Source organism: Microbacterium aurum (assembly GCF_016907815.1).
Classification (GTDB): Bacteria; Actinomycetota; Actinomycetes; order Actinomycetales; family Microbacteriaceae; genus Microbacterium; species Microbacterium aurum.
The window spans coordinates 1,855,676-1,873,124 of record NZ_JAFBCQ010000001.1 but is presented as its reverse complement, the minus strand read 5'-3'; the positions used below and the strand labels follow the sequence as shown (position 1 = coordinate 1,873,124).

Below are 17,449 nucleotides of genomic sequence, written 5' to 3'. Positions count from 1 at the left end.
TCTTTCCACGTCGGCAAGCCGCCCGGGCGCGCGTTTTGTCCGGCGGCCCCCTCACGGGCCGGTGGCGTGCTTCGCTAGGCTGGGCATGCAATCGCCGCAGAACGTCAGGAGCAGAAGTGCCAGTCGCAACCCCCGAGCAGTACGCCGAGATGCTGGACAAGGCGAAGGCGGGCGGATACGCCTTCCCCGCGATCAACGCCGCCAGCTCGCAGTCGGTCAACGCCGTGCTGCAGGGCCTCACCGAAGCAGGCTCCGACGGCATCATCCAGGTCACCACCGGCGGCGCCGATTACTTCGCCGGGCACACGGTCAAGGGTCGCGCCACCGGCGCCATCGCCTTCGCGAAGTTCGCCACCGAGGTCGCCAAGAACTACCCGGTCACGGTCGCGCTGCACACCGACCACTGCCCCAAGCCGGCACTCGAGGACTTCGTGCTTCCGCTGATCGCGGCATCCGAAGAAGAGGTCAAGGCCGGTCGCAACCCGATCTTCCAGTCGCACATGTGGGACGGCTCGGCCGTGCCGCTGGACGAGAACATCGAGATCGCGAAGCAACTGCTCCCCCGCATGAAGAACATCAACGCGATCCTCGAGGTCGAGATCGGTGTCGTCGGCGGCGAGGAGGACGGTGTCAAGCACGAGGGCTCCAACGAGGCGCTCTACACGACGATCGCCGACGTGGCGAAGTTCGTCGAGGCTCTGGGTCTCGGCGAGAACGGCCGCTACCTCGCGGCGCTGACTTTCGGCAACGTGCACGGCGTCTACAAGCCGGGCAACGTGAAGCTGCGCCCCGAGCTGCTCGGTGAGATCCAGGCCGCTATCGCGGAGAAGTTCGGCACGGGCCCCAAGCCCCTCGACCTCGTCTTCCACGGCGGCAGCGGCTCGACCCCCGAGGAGATCGCGCTCGCGGTCGCCAACGGCGTCGTGAAGATGAACATCGACACCGACACGCAGTACGCGTTCACGCGCTCGGTCGCGGGCTTCATGTTCCGCAACTACGACGGCGTCCTGAAGGTCGACGGCGGCGTCGGCAACAAGAAGGTCTACGACCCGCGCGCGTGGGGCAAGGTCGCCGAATCGGGGATGGCCGCCCGCGTCGTCGAGGCCACGCAGCAGCTGGGCTCTGCGGGTCACTCGATCAGCGCCTGATTCCGCGCGCCGCGCGTTCGCGCGGTCGAAAACAGCATGCGCGCCCGATTGTTTCGGGCGCGCATGCTGTTTTGTGGCACGCATGCCGCGAGCGGGAGCGGATGCCGGGCCGCGTTGCCCCGGGTCCCGCAGGCGCAGGTGGGCGGATGCCGAGCCTCGCGGCGCCGGGCGCTATGCGCCGAAGTGGCTCGCGACGGCGGGGTCTCCCAGCAGCGGGACCGTCAGGCAGATGCTCGCGATCACGAAGGTGACGATCGCGCCGACCAGCGGGATCCACCAGCTGAGGCGGCGTGCCACGAGCGAACGCCAGGCCGTGACGGCGGTGGCGACCCACCCCACGACGAACACCACCGCACCGATGCGTCCCCAGAGGTCCCCCTGCGCGGTGTTGGTGAACGTCTCGTCGATACCGGCGACCTGCATCCAGGTCTGCGCGAAGTCGGTGAAGTGCCACAGCTGCGGCACGGCGCTCAGCACGGTCACCAGACCGTAAGCGAGCAGCGCGACCGTGATGATGCGGTCGGCGGGGCGCGTCGGGCGCGCCGGCGCGGTCGTCGGACGCGCCGCCGGCGGATGCGCCGGCGCCGCGGGCGGGGCCGCGACGGGGGCGGGAACCTGCGGCAACGGCTCGCGGATCGCGGCGCGCTGCTGCTCGGGGGTGGCGTACTCGCCGTACTGCGGCCGGTCGGGCAGCGTGCTCGCCGCCGGCGACGTGCTCGCCGCGGGGACCGCGGCGCCGTGCGGTCGGGCGGCCGCGGCATCCGCACCGGGCGTCACCGAGCGCTCATCCGCCCCGGGCGTCCCGGGTGCCGGTCGCGGCTGGGGGGCCTGCTCGCTCACGCGCGCGACCGTCCCCCCAGCGCGCGCTCGTCGCGACGACCGCTGGAGTCCTGGCGCAGCTCCTTCGGCAACGAGAACATGAGGTCCTCCTCGGCGGTGCGCACCTCCTCGACGTCGCGGTACCCCGCGCCGGAGAGCTCAGCAAGCACCTCCTGCACGAGCACCTCGGGAACCGATGCGCCGCTCGTCACACCCACGGTGACCACGCCGTCGAGCCACGACTGCTGGATCTCGTGCGCATAGTCCACGCGGTAGGCGGCCTGTGCGCCGTACTCCAGCGCCACCTCGACGAGCCGCACGGAGTTGGACGAGTTGGCCGATCCCACGACGATCACGAGGTCGGCATCCTTCGCGACCTTCTTGATCGCGACCTGGCGGTTCTGCGTCGCGTAGCAGATGTCGTCCGACGGCGGATCGTGCAGTTCGGGGAACCGCTCGCGCAGCCGCCGCACGGTCTCCATGGTCTCGTCGACGGACAGCGTCGTCTGCGAGAGCCACACGACCTTCGACGGATCCTTCACTTCGACCCGGTCGGCCTCGTCGGGCGAGTTGACGACGGTGACGTGATCGGGCGCTTCTCCGGCGGTGCCTTCGACCTCCTCGTGACCGTCGTGGCCGATCAGCAGGATCTCGAAGTCGTCGCGGGCGAAGCGCACCGCCTCGCGGTGCACCTTCGTCACGAGCGGGCAGGTCGCGTCGATCGCCTGGAGACCCCGATCGGATGCCGCGTTCACGACCGCGGGAGAGACGCCGTGCGCGCTGAAGACGACGTGCGCGCCGCTGGGGACCTCGTCGACCTCCTCGACGAAGATCGCCCCCTTAGCCTCGAGCTCGGTGACGACGTGGATGTTGTGCACGATCTGCTTGCGCACGTAGACGGGGGCGCCATAGCGCTCGAGCGCCTTCTCGACGGCGATGACGGCGCGGTCGACGCCGGCGCAGTAGCCGCGCGGCGACGCCAGCAGCACCCGCTTGGCGCCGGCCACCGGGTTATCCTGAAGCCGTCCGCGCGGCCCGGGAATGTGGGGCGTCGGAAGACGGATCGCGGTGCTGGTCACCTCTCGATTCTAGAGAGCCCACACTGAGCGACGGCCGCATGCGCGGCGGAAAGGCAGTCGATGGCTTCGTTCGAGCCCGCCCCGGGGCAGACTCCGCCGCCGGACTCGGTGCATCCTCGCGAGTCCTCCCCCGACGCGCCGACGTCGGTGTCGCGGCTGAACGAGACGATCCGCGGCTTCATCTCCGGGTGGGGCTCGGTCTGGGTCGAGGGCGAGATCACGGCGTGGAACCTCCGCGGCGGGCACGTGTTCGGACGGCTCAAGGATGCGTCCGGCGACGCCATGATCTCCTTCCGCCTGTGGTCCTCGACGCTGCAGCGGCTGCCCGCCGATATGCGCGATCTGAAGCTCGGCGACCGGGTCGTCGCGTGCGTGAAGAGCGACTACTTCGTGAAGTCGGGCGACTTCACCTTCACGGTCTCCGCGATGCGGCACACCGGGCTCGGCGATCAGCTCGAGCGTCTCGAGCGCCTGCGCGCGCAGCTGCGCGCCGAGGGCCTTTTCGATCCGGCGCGCAAGAAGCGATTGCCGTTCCTGCCGCACGTCATCGGCCTCATCACGGGCGAGCGCAGCGACGCCGAGAAGGACGTGCACCGCAACGCCGAGCTGCGCTGGCCGCAGGTGCGGTTCCGCACGATCCACGCCGCCGTGCAGGGCGACCGCTGCGTCCCCGAGACGATCGCCGCGCTGAAGGTGCTCGACGCCGCCCCCGAGGTCGACGTGATCGTCATCGCCCGCGGCGGCGGCGACCCGCAGACGCTCCTCGGGTTCAGCGACGAGCGACTGCTGCGGGCGGTGGCCGCGGCATTCACCCCCATCGTCTCCGCGATCGGCCACGAGAACGATCACCCGCTCCTCGATGACGTCGCCGACCTCCGCGCATCGACGCCGACGGATGCCGCCAAGCGCGTGGTCCCGGATGTCGCCGAGCAGCGCGCGCTGGTCCAGCAGCTGCGGGCCCGCGCGCGCACCCGGTTGACCCAGCGCGTCGCCCACGACATCGCCCAACTGGAGCAGCTGCGCTCGCGCCCCGTGCTGCGCACCCCGGAGTCGATGCTCACGGCGCGCTCGCACGAGATGTGGACGCTGGTCTCCCGCGGCCGCGAGATCGTCACTCGGCGGGTGGATGCCGCGGACCGCCAGTCGGCGCAGCTGCGGGCGTCGCTTCGCGCCCTCTCCCCCGGCGCGACCCTCGCCCGCGGCTACGCCATCGCCCACGTCGGCGACGGCGTCATCGTGCGCGACGCGGCGCAGGCGCCCGCCGGCGCCGCCGTCACGGTGACCGTCGCTGAGGGATCCTTCGCCGCCCGTTCGGAAGGTCCCGTCGCCGAAGGCCGCGCCGACGCCGACCAGTGAGGCGCGCGCACGTCACGTCGCCGTTGCCGCGCGGCGGGGCCGTCACCGCTCCCGCCTAGAATGGACGCCATGACCAGCGACAGCGCCGCCGACGTCGCGGACCTCACGTTCGAGCAGGCCAGGGACGAGCTCGTGCGCGTCGTCGCCGAGCTCGAACAGGGCGCCCCGACCCTGGAGCACTCGCTGACGCTGTGGACCCGCGGCGAGGCCCTCGCGGCACGCTGCGAGGAGTGGCTGCTGGGCGCGAAGCGTCTGCTCGACGCCGCCCGGCCGACGGACACGGCGTCGTGATGGCCACGACACCGCGCGTCGTCGCCGAGCTCGGTCGCCCCGAGACCCCGCAGGAGACCGCCGACCGCAAGGCCGCGTCCTCGCAGGCGTACCGCCAGAGCAAGACCTTCCGCAACTTCGTGACCGCTCTGCTGGTGACGGTGGCGATCGTCGCGGTGGTGTACTTCGGCGTCCCCCGGGGATCCCTGCCCGAGCCGGAGCCGGTCGACGTCGCCGCAGCGGCGGAGAGCGCGTCGGCATCCATCGGCCACCCCGTCCTCGTCCCGACGGTGCCGGACAGCTGGCGCGCGAACTCCGCGCGGCTGGAGGGCAGCAGCATGTGGCGCGTCGTGTACGCACCGAAGACCGGCTACATCCGCATCGCGCAGGGCATCGGGCAGTCGGCCGACGCCGACGCCGACGCGTGGACATCTCGCATCCTCGGCGGATTCGCGCCGACCGGCACGGTGAACATCGACGGCATCGAGTGGGACGAATACACGATCGCCTCATCGGCACGTTCCGACACGGTGTCGTATGCGATCTCGACGGATGCCGGGAGCGATGTCGTCCTGATCTACGGCGCGACCGACGCCGACACGGCCGCGACAGCGGCCGAGGGTGTCGCCGACCAGATCCGCGACCTGCGGGAGGAGACCCGATGACCGATGCCGTGCGCCCCACCCCCGCGAGCGTCTGGGCCGAGATGCGCGAGGGCAACGAGCGCTTCGTGACGGGCGCGCCCCGGCATCCGCGTCAGGACGTCGACCGTCGCGCCGAGCTCGCACACACGCAGACCCCCCGCGCCGCGCTGTTCGGCTGCTCCGACTCGCGACTGGCGGCGGAGATCATCTTCGATCAGGGGCTCGGCGACCTGTTCGTCGTCCGCAACGCCGGCCAGGTGGCGTCCGACTCCGCGATCGCCAGCCTCGAGTACGCCGTCGCGGTGCTCGACGTGTCGGTGATCATCGTCCTCGCCCACGACGAATGCGGTGCCGTGCGCGCCGCCATCGACTCCACGGCGATCGACTCCCCCGAACTCCCGCCGCACATCTGGCGCCTCATCGCCAAGATCGTGCCCGCCGCCCGCACCGTCCTGCGCGCGAGCGACGCCATCGACCCGCGGTCGCTCGATGCCGAGGACGTCGGCATCGAGCACCTCGGCAACACGATCGAGGACGTGCTGGCCAGCTCCCGGCTCATCTCCGACGCTGTCGCCGACGGGCGCCTCGCCATCGTGGGCGCCAACTACCGCCTGAGCGAGGGCCGGGCCATCCCCCACGTGATGGTCGGGCTCGACGCCTGACCCGCCGACACCCGCACTGCACCCGCAGCCACCAGGAAACGAGGACGTGACCGCCATGACCGACACCGCCGACTACCGCATCGAGCACGACACGATGGGAGAGGTGCGCGTCCCGAAGGACGCGCTGTACGCCGCGCAGACCCAGCGCGCCGTCGAGAACTTCCCCATCTCGGGCACGGGCCTGGAGTCGACGCAGATCGCCGCGCTCGCCCGCATCAAGAAGGCCGCCGCCCTGGCCAACAAGGAGCTCGGCACGCTCGACGGCGCGATCGCGGACGCCATCGCCTGGGCGGCGGATGAGGTCATCACCGGCCGCTACGACGCGCACTTCCCGGTCGACACGTACCAGACCGGCTCGGGCACGAGCTCGAACATGAACATGAACGAGGTGCTCGCCACCCTCGCGACGCAGCACCTCGGCGCCACCGTGCACCCCAACGACCATGTCAACGCGTCGCAGTCGTCGAACGATGTCTTCCCCACGTCCGTGCACATCGCGGTGACGCAGGCCCTCATCGACGACCTCATTCCGGCGCTCGACCACCTCGCCGTCGCCCTCGAGGCGAAGGCAGAGCTGTGGAAGGATGCCGTGAAGTCCGGCCGCACGCACCTGATGGACGCGACGCCGGTCACCCTCGGCCAGGAGTTCGGCGGGTACGCCCGCCAGATCCGCCTCGGCATCGAGCGCGTGCAGGCCGTCCTCCCCCGCGTCGGCGAGGTTCCCCTCGGCGGCACCGCCGTCGGCACCGGCATCAACACCCCGCTCGGCTTCCCGCAGAAGGTGATCGAGCTGCTCGCCGCGGAGACCGAGCTGCCGATCACCGAGGCGAAGGACCACTTCGAGGCGCAGGCGAACCGCGACGGTCTCGTCGAGGCATCCGGTGCCCTCCGCACCATCGCCGTCTCGCTCACCAAGATCAACAACGACCTGCGCTGGATGGGCTCGGGCCCCAACACCGGCCTCGGCGAACTGCACATCCCGGACCTGCAGCCCGGGTCCTCGATCATGCCCGGCAAGGTGAACCCGGTCGTCCCCGAGGCGACCCTGATGGTGTGCGCGCGGGTCATCGGCAACGACGCGACCGTCGCCTGGGCGGGCGCGTCGGGCTCGTTCGAGCTCAACGTCGCGATCCCCGTCATGGGCACCGCACTGCTGGAGTCCATCCGGCTCCTGTCCAACGCGATGCGGGTGCTCGCCGACAAGACGATCGACGGCCTCGTCGCCAACACCGAGCGCGCCGCCGCGTTCGCCGGCATGTCGCCGTCGATCGTGACCCCGCTGAACAAGCTCATCGGCTACGAGGCGGCCGCGAAGATCGCCAAGCACGCCGTCGCGAAGGGCATCACGGTGCGCGAGGCGGTCATCGACCTCGGCTACGTCGAGCGGGGCGAGCTGACCGAGGCGCAGCTCGACGAGAAGCTCGATCTGCTGTCGATGACCCACCCGGGTTGATAATCGGAGAGTGAACCGCACCGCCAGCACCACACGGGCCGTTCCGGCGCGGCGCGTGCGCACGCTGGTGCTCCTGCTCGCCGTCGTGGCGGCGGGGTTCGCGGTCACCGCGCTGGCGCTGCTCGTGCTGCACGCGTTGACCGCGTTTCCGCTGTCGTGGGCCGGAGTGGCGGTGTTCGCGGCATCCGCCGTGATCACGCTCGCCGTCATCGGAGTCGTCGGGTGGACGCTGCTCGCCGACGTCCCCGCCGCCGACACCGCGGAGGGGTCGTTCGACGCCCACCGGCGCCTGCTCGACGACGTGCGGCACGAGCTGAAGACCCCGATCACGATCGTGCGCGGCCACCTCGAGGTGATGAATCCCACCGACCCCGAGGACGTCGCCGCGATCCGGGCGCTCGGCATCGCCGAACTCGACCGCATGACCCGCCTCATCGGCGACATCGATCTGCTCGCCACCGTCGAAACCGACCAGCTGACGATCGGCGACGTGGAGCTCACGGGCCTCACGCAGCGCATCGCCGAGATGGTCGCCGTGATCCCAGGGCACGACTGGGCCGTGGAACAGACCGCGCAGGGCGTCATCCGCGGCGACCGCGATCGGCTGCTGCAGGCGTGGCTGCAGCTCGCCGACAACGCCGCCAAGTACACCGCTCCCGGCACGCCCATCGAGCTCGGCAGCGCCGTGTACCCCTCCGGAGCGCAACTGTGGGTGCGTGATCACGGCCCCGGCATCCCTCCCGCGATGCGCCATCGCATCTTCCGCCGCTTCGACCGCGGCGTCGGCCGCCGCACCGTCGGCGGGTCGGGATTGGGGCTCGCGATCGTCGATGCCATCGCGAAATCGCACGGCGGGCGGTGCATCGTCGCCGACACCCCCGGCGGCGGTGCTACGTTCACGGTGGAGATCCCGATCGGCACCCGAGCGACCCTCCCGACGCCGGTGCGTGCCGGCGACGTCGTTCTGCAGCGAGAGGCCTCTGGATGACCCGCATCCTCGTCGTCGACGATGAACCGCACATCGTCTCCCTCGTGACCCGGGCGCTGCGCGCCGAGGGCTTCGACACCGTCGACGCGGACGACGGCCAGGCTGCGCTGGACCGCGCGCTCGCCGGCGACATCGGCCTCATGATCCTCGATGTGGGCCTGCCCACGATGGACGGCTTCGACGTGCTGCGCCACCTCCGCGCCGCGGGCGAGACGCTGCCGGTCATCATGCTCACGGCGCGCAGCTCGGCCCACGACGCCGTCGACGGGCTGGATGCCGGGGCCAGCGACTACGTGCCGAAGCCGTTCTCGGTCGCCGAGCTCATGGCCCGCGTGCGGTCGCGGCTGCGGGAGCGCACCGGCGCCATCACGATGATCCTGACGCAGGGCGAGGTGACCCTCGACATCCTCGCCCGCCGCACGACCGTCGCGGGTCGCGAGATCGACCTGTCGGCACGGGAGTTCGCCCTCGCGGAGCAGTTCCTGCGCCACCCCGGCGCGGTGCTCACCCGCGAGGAGCTGCTGAGCCGCATCTGGGGGCTCGATTTCGATCCCGGATCCAACGTCGTGGACGTGTACGTCCGGTATCTGCGCACGAAGCTCGGCGCCGACCACATCGTGACGGTGCGCGGCGAGGGCTACCGCTGGGAGTAGTCCCCACCCCGAGGCAGTAACCGCGAGGGCTGTGGCCCCGAGGCCGACGCCCCGGGGCCACAGCGGGTCAGCCGAGCTCCCCCTGCTCCAGCAGGTCGGTCACGAGCGCCGCGATCGCCGAGCGCTCGGAGCGCGTGAGCGTGACATGCCCGAACAGGCCGTGGCCCTTGAGGGTCTCGATGACCGACGCGATGCCGTCGTGGCGACCGACGCGCAGGTTGTCGCGCTGGCCGACGTCGTGGGTGAGGACCACGCGCGAGTTCTGCCCCATGCGGCTGAGTACCGTCAGCAGCACGTTGCGCTCGAGAGACTGCGCCTCGTCGACGATCACGAACGCGTCGTGCAGCGAGCGGCCGCGGATGTGGGTGAGCGGCAGGACCTCGAGCAGTCCGCGGGCGACGACCTCCTCCAGGACGTTGCCCGAGACGACCGACCCGAGGGTGTCGAAGACCGCCTGACCCCACGGGTTCATCTTCTCGGCCTGGTCGCCGGGCAGGTAGCCGAGCTCCTGCCCGCCGACGGCGAACAGCGGCCGGAAGACGATGATCTTCTTCTGCTGCTGCCGCTCCAGCACCGCTTCCAGACCCGCGCACAGCGCGAGCGCGCTCTTACCAGTGCCGGCGCGCCCGCCGAGGGACACGATGCCGACCTCGGGGTCCAGCAGCAGGTCGATCGCGATGCGCTGCTCGGCCGAGCGGCCGTGCAGCCCGAACACGTCGCGGTCGCCGCGGACCAGGCGGTACTCGCCGTCGCCGGTGACGCGCCCGAGGGCCGACCCCCGCTCGGAGTGGATGACGAGGCCGGTGTTCACGGGCAGTCCCTTGACCTCCTCACCGGCGGCGACCTCGCTCTCGTAGAGATCGCTGATCTCGTCGCCCGACACGTCGATCTCGGCGATGCCCGTCCAGCCGCTGTCGACGGCCTGCTCGGCGAGGTATTCCTCCGCGTGGATGCCGAGGGATGCGGCCTTCACGCGCATCGGCAGATCCTTGGAGACGACGGTGACCTCCTGCCCCTCCTGCGCGAGATGCATGGCGACGGCGAGGATGCGCGTGTCGTTGTCGCCCAGCCGCATGCCGGCGGGCAGGACCGTCGGGTCGGTGTTGGTGAGCTCGACCCGCAGGGTGCCGCCGTCGCCGACGGGCACGGGGAAGTCCAGGCGGCCGTGCTCCACGCGCAGCTCGTCGAGGTGGCGCAGCGCCTGACGGGCGAAGTAGCCGATCTCGGGGTCGTGCCGCTTGCCCTCGAGCTCGGTCACCACCACGACCGGGACGACGACGGAATGCTCCGCGAACCGGAAGAAGGCCCGGGGATCGCTCAGCAGGACCGACGTGTCCAGCACGTAGGTGCGGAGGTCCTCATCGGCGTAGTCCGCGTCGTGCCGCTGGATCTGCCGCTGCTGCTGTGGTGCTCGTGTGGTCACAACCCGCTCCCGCCCCGGGGGTCTCACCCGGAAATCTCGAGTCGGCCGTGAGCCACGAGTCAGTGGAAGGCCGACCCGACCGGGCGCCTTGCCCGATGTGATGAACGTACGTCCGCCCGGGGGTCGGCAGCATCCGCGACACGCCGCGCGGAGATGACGGGGACGTTAACTTTCGAGAGCGCCGAGATCGAGTTCGCCGGTGGGCGCGTCGATCACGACGACGCGCGTCGTCGCCACCTGGGCTAGCGCGTCGCCGAGCAGCTGCAGGCTGTCGGCACCGGTGCCGATGTGCGGCGACACCCGGATGGTGGCGCCGCGGGCGGTGACCGTGACCCCGTGGTTGGCGAGAGCCGCCGCGAGGGGAGCTGCGTCCTGCGGATCCGGCAGCAGCGTTACGATGCCGGCGTGCCGGTCGCGAGGCGTGAGCACCGGAACGCCGTAGCGGTCGGCGAGGTTCATGACGTCCTGTGCCCGCGCGCGCAGCTCCGCCGCGACGGCGGGGATGCCGGCATCGACCACATCGCGCACGGCCACCGCGAGACGCGACGCGGCCAGCGGGTCGCTCGGCGCGATCGAGTACGCGCCGGCCGTCGGCAGCGGCGGCGGGAAGCCCGTCGTGGCCGCGTCGCCCTGCATTCCGGAGATGCCCGACAGCACGGGCTCGATGCGCTCGCGCGCCCGGTCCGAGAAGCGCGAGAATCCCGTGCCGCGACCGGCCCGCAGCCACTTGTACCCGTTGCCGCACACGACGTCGGCGGCCGCCCAGTCCACATCCACGACGCCGAAGGCCTGCACGGCGTCGACGATGAGCAGGCGATCGCCGATGAGCTCGCGCAGCCCCGACAGGTCGGCGAGGGCTCCGGTGCGGAAGTCGACAAGGCTGACCGCGACGGCGGTGACGTCGTCGGTGAGGGCTTCGGCGACCGCGTCGACGGTGACGATGCCGTCGGCGGGGTCGATCTCGCGCACGGTCAGCAGGCCCCGCGCGTCCTGCGCGCGGCGCGCGGTGATGCGCAGGGCGGGGAACTCCTGCGCCGACACGACCACCGCCCCTGTCAGGCCCTGCATCGCGTGCAGGAGACCGTGGGTCGTCGAGGGCTGCAGGACGACCTCGTCGGCGGCGCAGCCGAGGACCGTCGCGACCAGCTCGCGGGCTTCGTCCACGCGGGAGGCGACGAGGTCGATGCCGGTGCGTCGACCGGTGCCGAGGAGCGCCGCGTCGGCGTTCATCTCGGCGCGCACCGCGGGAGAGAGCGGGCCGAACGCCGCCCAGTCGAGGTATCCGGCGGCGGCGTCGAACGTCTCGATCAGCGGTTCCAGTTCACTCACGCCTGCCATTGTTTCACTCCGCGCGCATCAGGGAGGGCGGCGGAGGGCGACGCCCCGCCGCCCGTGGCGAAGCGAGGGGCGACGAAGCCGCGATCAGCCGCCGAAACGGCGGTCGCGCGTCGCGTAGTCGCGGATCGCGCGCAGGAAGTCCACCTCGCGGAGGTCGGGGCCGAGGGCCTCCACGAAGTAGAACTCCGAGTGCGCCGACTGCCACAGCAGGAAGTCGCTCAGCCGCTGCTCACCCGAGGTGCGGATGACGAGGTCGGGATCGGGCTGCCCGCCGGTGTAGAGGTGCTCGCCGATCTGCTCGGGCGTGAGGCTGGCGGCAAGGTCCTCGAACGAGCCGCCGCTCTGCTGGTGCTGCGCGATGATGCTCCGCACGGCATCGACGATCTCACCGCGTCCTCCGTAGCCGACGGCGAGGTTGACGTGCAGGCCGGTGTTGCCCGCGGTGCGGTCCTCCGCGGTCCGGAGCACGCGCGCGAGGTCGGGCGGCAGGATGTCGTCGCGGCCCACGTGCTGCACGCGCCAGCCCGGCTCGTGGGAGAGCTCGTCGGCGAGCTCGGCGATGATCTCGATGAGGTCGGCGAGCTCCTGCGAATCGCGCTTGCGCAGATTGTCGGTGGACAGCAGATACAGCGAGACCACGCGGATGCCGAGGTCATCGCACCAGCGCAGGAACTCGTGCATCTTGGCGGCGCCGGCGCGGTGCCCGTCGGCGACGGTCGCGAAGCCGTACTGCCGCGCCCAGCGGCGGTTGCCGTCGATCATCATCGCGACGTGGTGCGGCACCGTCTCGGGGGTCAGCGCGCGGCGCAGCCGTGAGCTGTAGAGGCGATACAGGAAGCCCTTGCCCTCGCCCGCGCCGGTCGCTGTCACGCCCCTACGCTATCGCGCCGACGCGCGTGCCGATCCGGGACGGCGTATGTGCATGCCCGGGCATGCACCCCGGCGTATGCTCATGCCGTGACCCGAGCCACGCACGACGAGGGCGCCGAGATGCCCCAGCTTCCCCTTCTCGAAGCCGCGTCCGTCAGCGCGCAGGTCGACCTGCGGCCGACCTGGCGCGGCTGGATCCACGCCGGTACTTTCCCCGTTGCGATCGTCGCCGGGATCGTGCTCATCGTCGTCGCCGAGGGCGCGGCAGCGAAGTGGGCCGCCGCGGTGTTCATGGCGACCTCGCTGCTGCTGTTCGGCAACTCCGCGCTGTACCACCGGTTCGACTGGGGGCCGACGACGAAGGCGGTGCTCAAGCGCATCGACCACGCCAACATCCTGCTGCTGATCGCGGGCACCTACACCCCGATCGCCGTGCTCGCCCTGCCACCGGGCAAGGGGACGCTGCTGCTCGTACTGGTGTGGTCGGGCGCGCTCGCCGGCATCCTGTTCCGTGTCTTCTGGATCCATGCGCCGCGCTGGCTCTACGTGGCGCTGTACCTGCTGCTCGGCTGGGCGGCGGTGATGTATCTCGTCGACCTGATGAACGCGAACCTCGCCATGATGATCCTCGTGATCGTCGGCGGCCTGCTCTACACCGGCGGCGCGATCGTCTACGCGATGAAGAAGCCGAACCCGTGGCCCGGCCACTTCGGGTTCCACGAGATCTTCCACGTCTGCACCGTGCTGGCCTTCCTCTGCCACTGGACGGCGTGCCTGCTGATCGCGCTCGACCCGCTCCGGCCCTCGCTCGGCGCCTCCTGAACACGCGGCGCGCGTCGCCGCCGCGCGTTCAGCGCTGCTGCGGGTCGATGTCCTGATCGTCGACGTCGCTGGCCCGGGTGGCCTCCTCCGCCTGCCGGGCGGCCTCCTCCTCGGCATCCAGCTCTTCGCGGATCTCGGCGCGGTAGCCCGCGCGGCGGATGCGGCGGAGCATGTCGATGATGAGGAAGATGACGACGACCGCCAGCAGCGCGATCGCGACGAATCCGGCGAACCCCGGCGTGATGCTGTCGGGGTCGTAGGTCGGGGTGGGCGACGGCGTCGCCGTGGCGGCGCGCACCAGGGCGAGCGGCAGTTCGGGCATCGTTCCTCAGTTCCGCGCAGAGCGCATAGCCTGGAAGTCCAGCCTAGAACCTCGGGAATGCCATGACTCTCACCCGCACCCAGCAGGAGCTCGACGATCGCTACGGCCGCGCCCGCGGCAGCCGCGGTCGCCGCTGGGCCTGGATCGGCGTCGGCGCCGTCGCCGTCGCCGTCGTGGGCTACCTCGGCTGGACCACGGTGGCGCAGACGACGGATGCCGTGGACATCGACGTGACGGGATTCCATCTCGTCGACGAGCACCGCGTGACCGTCGACTTCCAGGTGACGCTGCGGCAGGGTGAGCCGGTGACGTGCATCATCGAGGCGCAGGACACCGAGCACGGCATCGTGGGCTGGCGCGTCGTGGAGTACCCCGCCGACCCCGCCCACACCCGCCGGTTCAGCGAGACGGTGCCGACGACGGCGGAGGCGACGACCGGTTTGGTGCCCTCCTGCTGGATCCCGTAGGCTGATCCGACATACACGCGCCCTGGCTGCTGCCGGGGCGTTTGGCTTACACCCCGGGCGGCGCGATGCGGCCCGGACGAGTCCATGAGACTCGACCCGACTCGACCAAGGAGACGACGTGCCCGAGAACACGGAGACCTTCCTCACCCAGGACGCCTACGACCGGCTCGCCGCCGAGCTGGAGCACCTGTCGACAACGGGACGCGAGGAGATCGCCAAGCGCATCGAGGCGGCGCGCGAAGAGGGCGACCTGAAGGAGAACGGCGGCTACCACGCGGCGAAGGACGAGCAGGGCAAGCAGGAGGCCCGCATCCGCACCCTGCAGCAGCTGCTGAAGGAGGCCGTCGTGGGCGAGGCGCCGGAGTCCGACGGCACGGTCCGCAGCGGCACCGTCGTCACCGCGATCGTCGCCGGCGGCGAAGAGGTGTTCCTCCTCGGCAGCCGCGAGATCGCCGCAGGATCCGAGCTCGACGTCTACAGCGAGGCGTCGCCGCTGGGTGCGGCGATCCTGGGCCTCGCCGAGGGCGAGAAGACCTCGTACACCGCGCCCAACGGCCGCGAGATCGCCGTCGAGATCATGAAGGTCGACACCTACAACGGGCAGTGACCCGACCGGGCGAGGTCAGTCCTGCACGACGCGGGGGTGGAAGCCCGCCTCCTCGAGCACGCCGATGACGTGCGCGCGGTGCTCCTCACCGCGCGTCTCGACGCTCAGCTGCAGGATGACCTCGCTGATCTGCAGGCCCTGGCCATGCCGGGTGTGCAACACCTCGATGACGTTCGCTCCGGCGATCGACAGCAGCTCCGACACCCGGGCGAGCTGGCCGGGTCGATCCGGCAACGGGATCTGCAGGGTCATGTAGCGACCGGATGCCGCGAGTCCGTGCGCGACGACACGCTGCAGCAGCAGGGGGTCGATGTTGCCGCCGGACAGGATCACCGCGGTCGGACCGGTCGCGGTGACCTTGCCGGAGAGGATCGCGGCGACGCCGACGGCACCGGCCGGCTCGACGACCTGCTTCGCGCGCTCCAGCAGCACCAGGAGCGCTCGGGCGATGTCGTCGTCCGTGACGGTGACGACCTCGTCGACCAGCTCGCTGATCACCTCGAACGGGATGTCGCCGGGTCGGGCGACGGCGATGCCGTCGGCGATCGTCGGCGAGGTCTCCACCGTCAGCGGCTCCCCCGCCGCGAGCGATGACGGGTAGGCGGCGGAGTTCGCCGCCTGCACGCCGATCACGCGGACGGTGCGCCCGGCCGCGGCGGCGCGGGCCTTGACGGCCGCAGCGACGCCCGCGATGAGCCCTCCCCCGCCGATGCCGACGATGACGGTGTCGAGCTCGGGCACGGCATCCCACAGCTCGAGGCCGAGGGATCCCTGCCCGATGATGACGTCGCGGTGGTCGAACGGGTGGATGAGCACGGCGCCGGTGCGCTCGGCGAACTCGGCGGCCAGCCGCAGCGGCGTCTCGACGGTCGCGCCCTCGAGGATCACCTCGGCGCCATATCCGCGGGTGGCGAGGAGCTTGGGGACGGGGACGCCCAGCGGCATGAAGATCGTCGCGGGGATGCCGAGCTTCTGCGCCGCCAGCGCGACGCCCTGCGCGTGGTTGCCGGCCGAGGCGGCGACGACACCGCGCGCACGCTCGGCGGCCGTCAGGCGCGAGAGCCGGTACGTCGCCCCGCGGATCTTGAAGGATCCGGTGCGCTGCAGGTTCTCGAGCTTCAGGTACACCGGCGCTCCCAGCACCTCGGTGAGGTGCTCGGAGACGTCGAACGGGGTCTTGACGACGACACCGTCGAGCACGGCGGCGGCGTCCTCGAACTCCGCCAGGGTCGGGATGTTCACGCGGGGGTCCTCCTGCTGCGGGGCACGGTGCTCCAGATGAGATCGACGTCCTCGGGCGAGACCGGCGGCCCGACGCCGTCCCGGCGGCGCCCGAGATAGACGGCGACGACGTTGACGAAAGCCGCCAGCGGCACGGCGAACAGGGCGCCCGGAATGCCGGCGATCATCGCACCGCCGGCGACGACCAGCACGACGGCGAGGGGGTGCACCTTGACGGCCGATCCCATCAGCAGCGGCTGCAGGATGTGCCCCTCGATCTGCTGCACCGCGAGGACGACGACCAGCATCCACAGCGCGATCCACGGCCCGTTGTAGACGAGCGCGAGGAAGACCGCGAGGGCGCCGGTGACCACGGCTCCGACGAACGGGACGAACGCCCCGAGGAAGACGAGGACGCCGATCGGGATCGCGAGGGGCACCTGCAGCAGGAACGCGCCCAGCGCGATGCCCGTCGCGTCGATGGTCGCCACGAGCAGCTGCGTGCGCGCATAGGTGACGACGGTGCGCCACCCGGCGCGGCCGGCGCCGTCGACATCGGCGCGCGCACGCCGCGGGAACAGGCGCACGACCCACCGCCAGATGCCGGCGCCGTCGGCGAGGGTGCACAGCAGGATGAACAGGGCCAGCACGGCGCCGGTGACGACGTGGCCGACGGTGGAGCCGACGACGAGGGCGCCGGACCAGAGCAGCTCGACCTGCTGCTGCAGGAAGGCCCCCGCCTGACTGAGCAGGTCGTCGATCTGCGTGGAGGTGAGGTGCAGCGGTCCATCGATGAGGTACTGACGCAGGCGCGCGACGGACTCGACGGTGCGGTCGCGCACACTCGCCCACTGCCGCGTGATCTGCCAGACCGCGAGCCACATGAGGCCGCCGACGATCGCGATCGTGCCGAGCACCGACACCACGATCGCGAGCCACTTCGGCACGCCGCGGCGCAGCATCCAGCTGAACGCCGGCCACAGCAGGGCCGTCACCAGGAGCGCGACCAGCAGCGGGATCACGAGCAGCTTCAGCTGGATGACGAGCCAGATCAGGATGCCGACGGCCACCGCCAGAACGACGAAGCGCCACGCGTACGCGGTGGCGACCCGCAGGCCGCGCGGCAGACTCGCGTCGATCTCGGTCGTGACGGTGCGATTGCGGATCGCGTCGAGGAACGTGCCGCGATCGGTGTCCTTCGCCTTGTCGCCGGAGCCGCTCATCCCGCCAGTCTAGGACGCCGCATATTCCGTGCCGGGTGTGGGATGCCGGGGTCACCGGCGGCGCGCACCGGCGGCCGCCGGCGG

General features: G+C 71.2%; 19 protein-coding genes. 11 read left to right on the top strand and 8 right to left on the bottom strand.

Annotation, left to right across the window (positions count from 1 at the left end; translation table 11 throughout):
• Positions 1–116: 116 nt before the first annotated feature.
• Positions 117–1,148 (top strand): class II fructose-bisphosphate aldolase, encoded by a 1,032-nt coding sequence (gene fbaA / locus JOD60_RS09340; RefSeq protein WP_076690373.1) that lies wholly within the window; start codon positions 117–119, stop codon positions 1,146–1,148.
• A gap of 171 nt (positions 1,149–1,319) precedes the next feature.
• Here the strand turns inward: fbaA and JOD60_RS09335 are convergent, their stop codons facing one another.
• On the bottom strand, positions 1,320–1,988 hold the full coding sequence (locus tag JOD60_RS09335) for a DUF6264 family protein (RefSeq protein WP_232321737.1): 669 nt from the start codon (positions 1,986–1,988) through the stop codon (positions 1,320–1,322).
• On the bottom strand, positions 1,985–2,974 hold the full coding sequence (locus tag JOD60_RS09330) for a 4-hydroxy-3-methylbut-2-enyl diphosphate reductase (protein WP_076690372.1): 990 nt from the start codon (positions 2,972–2,974) through the stop codon (positions 1,985–1,987). The genes JOD60_RS09335 and JOD60_RS09330 overlap by 4 nt, the downstream gene beginning before the upstream one ends.
• A 132-nt stretch (positions 2,975–3,106) precedes the next feature.
• On the opposite strand from JOD60_RS09330, the gene xseA reads away from it, so the two are divergent.
• The 7 genes from xseA to JOD60_RS09295 all read left to right on the top strand — a co-directional run bounded on the left by xseA (position 3,107) and on the right by JOD60_RS09295 (position 9,072).
• Complete coding sequence (xseA, locus tag JOD60_RS09325; RefSeq protein ID WP_076690371.1) at positions 3,107–4,402, top strand: exodeoxyribonuclease VII large subunit; 1,296 nt, start codon at positions 3,107–3,109, stop codon at positions 4,400–4,402.
• Positions 4,403–4,471: 69 nt separating this feature from the next.
• Positions 4,472–4,693 (top strand): exodeoxyribonuclease VII small subunit, encoded by a 222-nt coding sequence (locus JOD60_RS09320; protein ID WP_076690370.1) that lies wholly within the window; start codon positions 4,472–4,474, stop codon positions 4,691–4,693.
• A complete protein-coding gene (locus JOD60_RS09315) occupies positions 4,693–5,337 on the top strand; it encodes a DUF4245 family protein (RefSeq protein ID WP_076690369.1) in 645 nt (214 codons plus the stop codon). The genes JOD60_RS09320 and JOD60_RS09315 overlap by 1 nt, the downstream gene beginning before the upstream one ends.
• Positions 5,334–5,978 carry a carbonic anhydrase gene (locus JOD60_RS09310; protein WP_076690368.1) on the top strand — a complete coding sequence of 215 codons (645 nt, stop codon included), beginning with the start codon at positions 5,334–5,336 and terminating at the stop codon, positions 5,976–5,978. The genes JOD60_RS09315 and JOD60_RS09310 overlap by 4 nt, the downstream gene beginning before the upstream one ends.
• Positions 5,979–6,033: 55 nt before the next feature.
• Positions 6,034–7,431, top strand: coding sequence for a class II fumarate hydratase (locus tag JOD60_RS09305; protein WP_076692144.1), 1,398 nt, complete (start codon positions 6,034–6,036; stop codon positions 7,429–7,431).
• Positions 7,432–7,441: 10 nt separating this feature from the next.
• Positions 7,442–8,419, top strand: a complete 978-nt coding sequence (locus tag JOD60_RS09300) for a sensor histidine kinase (protein ID WP_232321735.1) — start codon at positions 7,442–7,444, stop codon at positions 8,417–8,419.
• Positions 8,416–9,072: a response regulator transcription factor gene (locus JOD60_RS09295; RefSeq protein ID WP_076690367.1), complete on the top strand. Its 657-nt coding sequence runs from the start codon at positions 8,416–8,418 to the stop codon at positions 9,070–9,072. The genes JOD60_RS09300 and JOD60_RS09295 overlap by 4 nt, the downstream gene beginning before the upstream one ends.
• Positions 9,073–9,139: 67 nt before the next feature.
• Here the strand turns inward: JOD60_RS09295 and phoH2 are convergent, their stop codons facing one another.
• The 3 genes from phoH2 to JOD60_RS09280 all read right to left on the bottom strand — a co-directional run bounded on the left by phoH2 (position 9,140) and on the right by JOD60_RS09280 (position 12,703).
• Positions 9,140–10,495 carry an RNA 5'-3' helicase PhoH2 gene (gene phoH2 / locus JOD60_RS09290; RefSeq protein ID WP_076690366.1) on the bottom strand — a complete coding sequence of 452 codons (1,356 nt, stop codon included), beginning with the start codon at positions 10,493–10,495 and terminating at the stop codon, positions 9,140–9,142.
• 165 nt (positions 10,496–10,660) lie between these two features.
• Positions 10,661–11,824: an aminotransferase class V-fold PLP-dependent enzyme gene (locus JOD60_RS09285; RefSeq protein ID WP_372430921.1), complete on the bottom strand. Its 1,164-nt coding sequence runs from the start codon at positions 11,822–11,824 to the stop codon at positions 10,661–10,663.
• 93 nt (positions 11,825–11,917) lie between these two features.
• The gene (locus JOD60_RS09280) at positions 11,918–12,703 is read right to left on the bottom strand and encodes an isoprenyl transferase (protein ID WP_076690364.1); all 786 of its coding nucleotides are present in this window, start codon (positions 12,701–12,703) and stop codon (positions 11,918–11,920) included.
• 120 nt (positions 12,704–12,823) lie between these two features.
• Here JOD60_RS09280 and trhA point away from each other — a divergent pair, with 120 nt between their 5' ends.
• Entirely contained in the window at positions 12,824–13,525 is a 702-nt protein-coding gene (gene trhA, locus JOD60_RS09275) for a PAQR family membrane homeostasis protein TrhA (protein ID WP_076692142.1), read from the top strand.
• Between the two features lie 28 nt (positions 13,526–13,553).
• On the opposite strand, the gene JOD60_RS09270 is transcribed toward trhA, so the two are convergent.
• Positions 13,554–13,847 carry a hypothetical protein gene (locus JOD60_RS09270; RefSeq protein ID WP_076690363.1) on the bottom strand — a complete coding sequence of 98 codons (294 nt, stop codon included), beginning with the start codon at positions 13,845–13,847 and terminating at the stop codon, positions 13,554–13,556.
• A gap of 62 nt (positions 13,848–13,909) precedes the next feature.
• Between JOD60_RS09270 and JOD60_RS09265 the strand changes: the two genes are divergently transcribed.
• The gene (locus JOD60_RS09265) at positions 13,910–14,314 is read left to right on the top strand and encodes a DUF4307 domain-containing protein (protein WP_076690362.1); all 405 of its coding nucleotides are present in this window, start codon (positions 13,910–13,912) and stop codon (positions 14,312–14,314) included.
• Between the two features lie 118 nt (positions 14,315–14,432).
• Complete coding sequence (gene greA, locus JOD60_RS09260; RefSeq protein WP_076690361.1) at positions 14,433–14,921, top strand: transcription elongation factor GreA; 489 nt, start codon at positions 14,433–14,435, stop codon at positions 14,919–14,921.
• 15 nt (positions 14,922–14,936) lie between these two features.
• Here greA and ilvA read toward each other — a convergent pair whose 3' ends face one another.
• Entirely contained in the window at positions 14,937–16,163 is a 1,227-nt protein-coding gene (gene ilvA / locus JOD60_RS09255; protein WP_076690360.1) for a threonine ammonia-lyase, read from the bottom strand.
• Entirely contained in the window at positions 16,160–17,365 is a 1,206-nt protein-coding gene (locus JOD60_RS09250; RefSeq protein ID WP_076690359.1) for an AI-2E family transporter, read from the bottom strand. The genes ilvA and JOD60_RS09250 overlap by 4 nt, the downstream gene beginning before the upstream one ends.
• Positions 17,366–17,449: the final 84 nt, after the last annotated feature.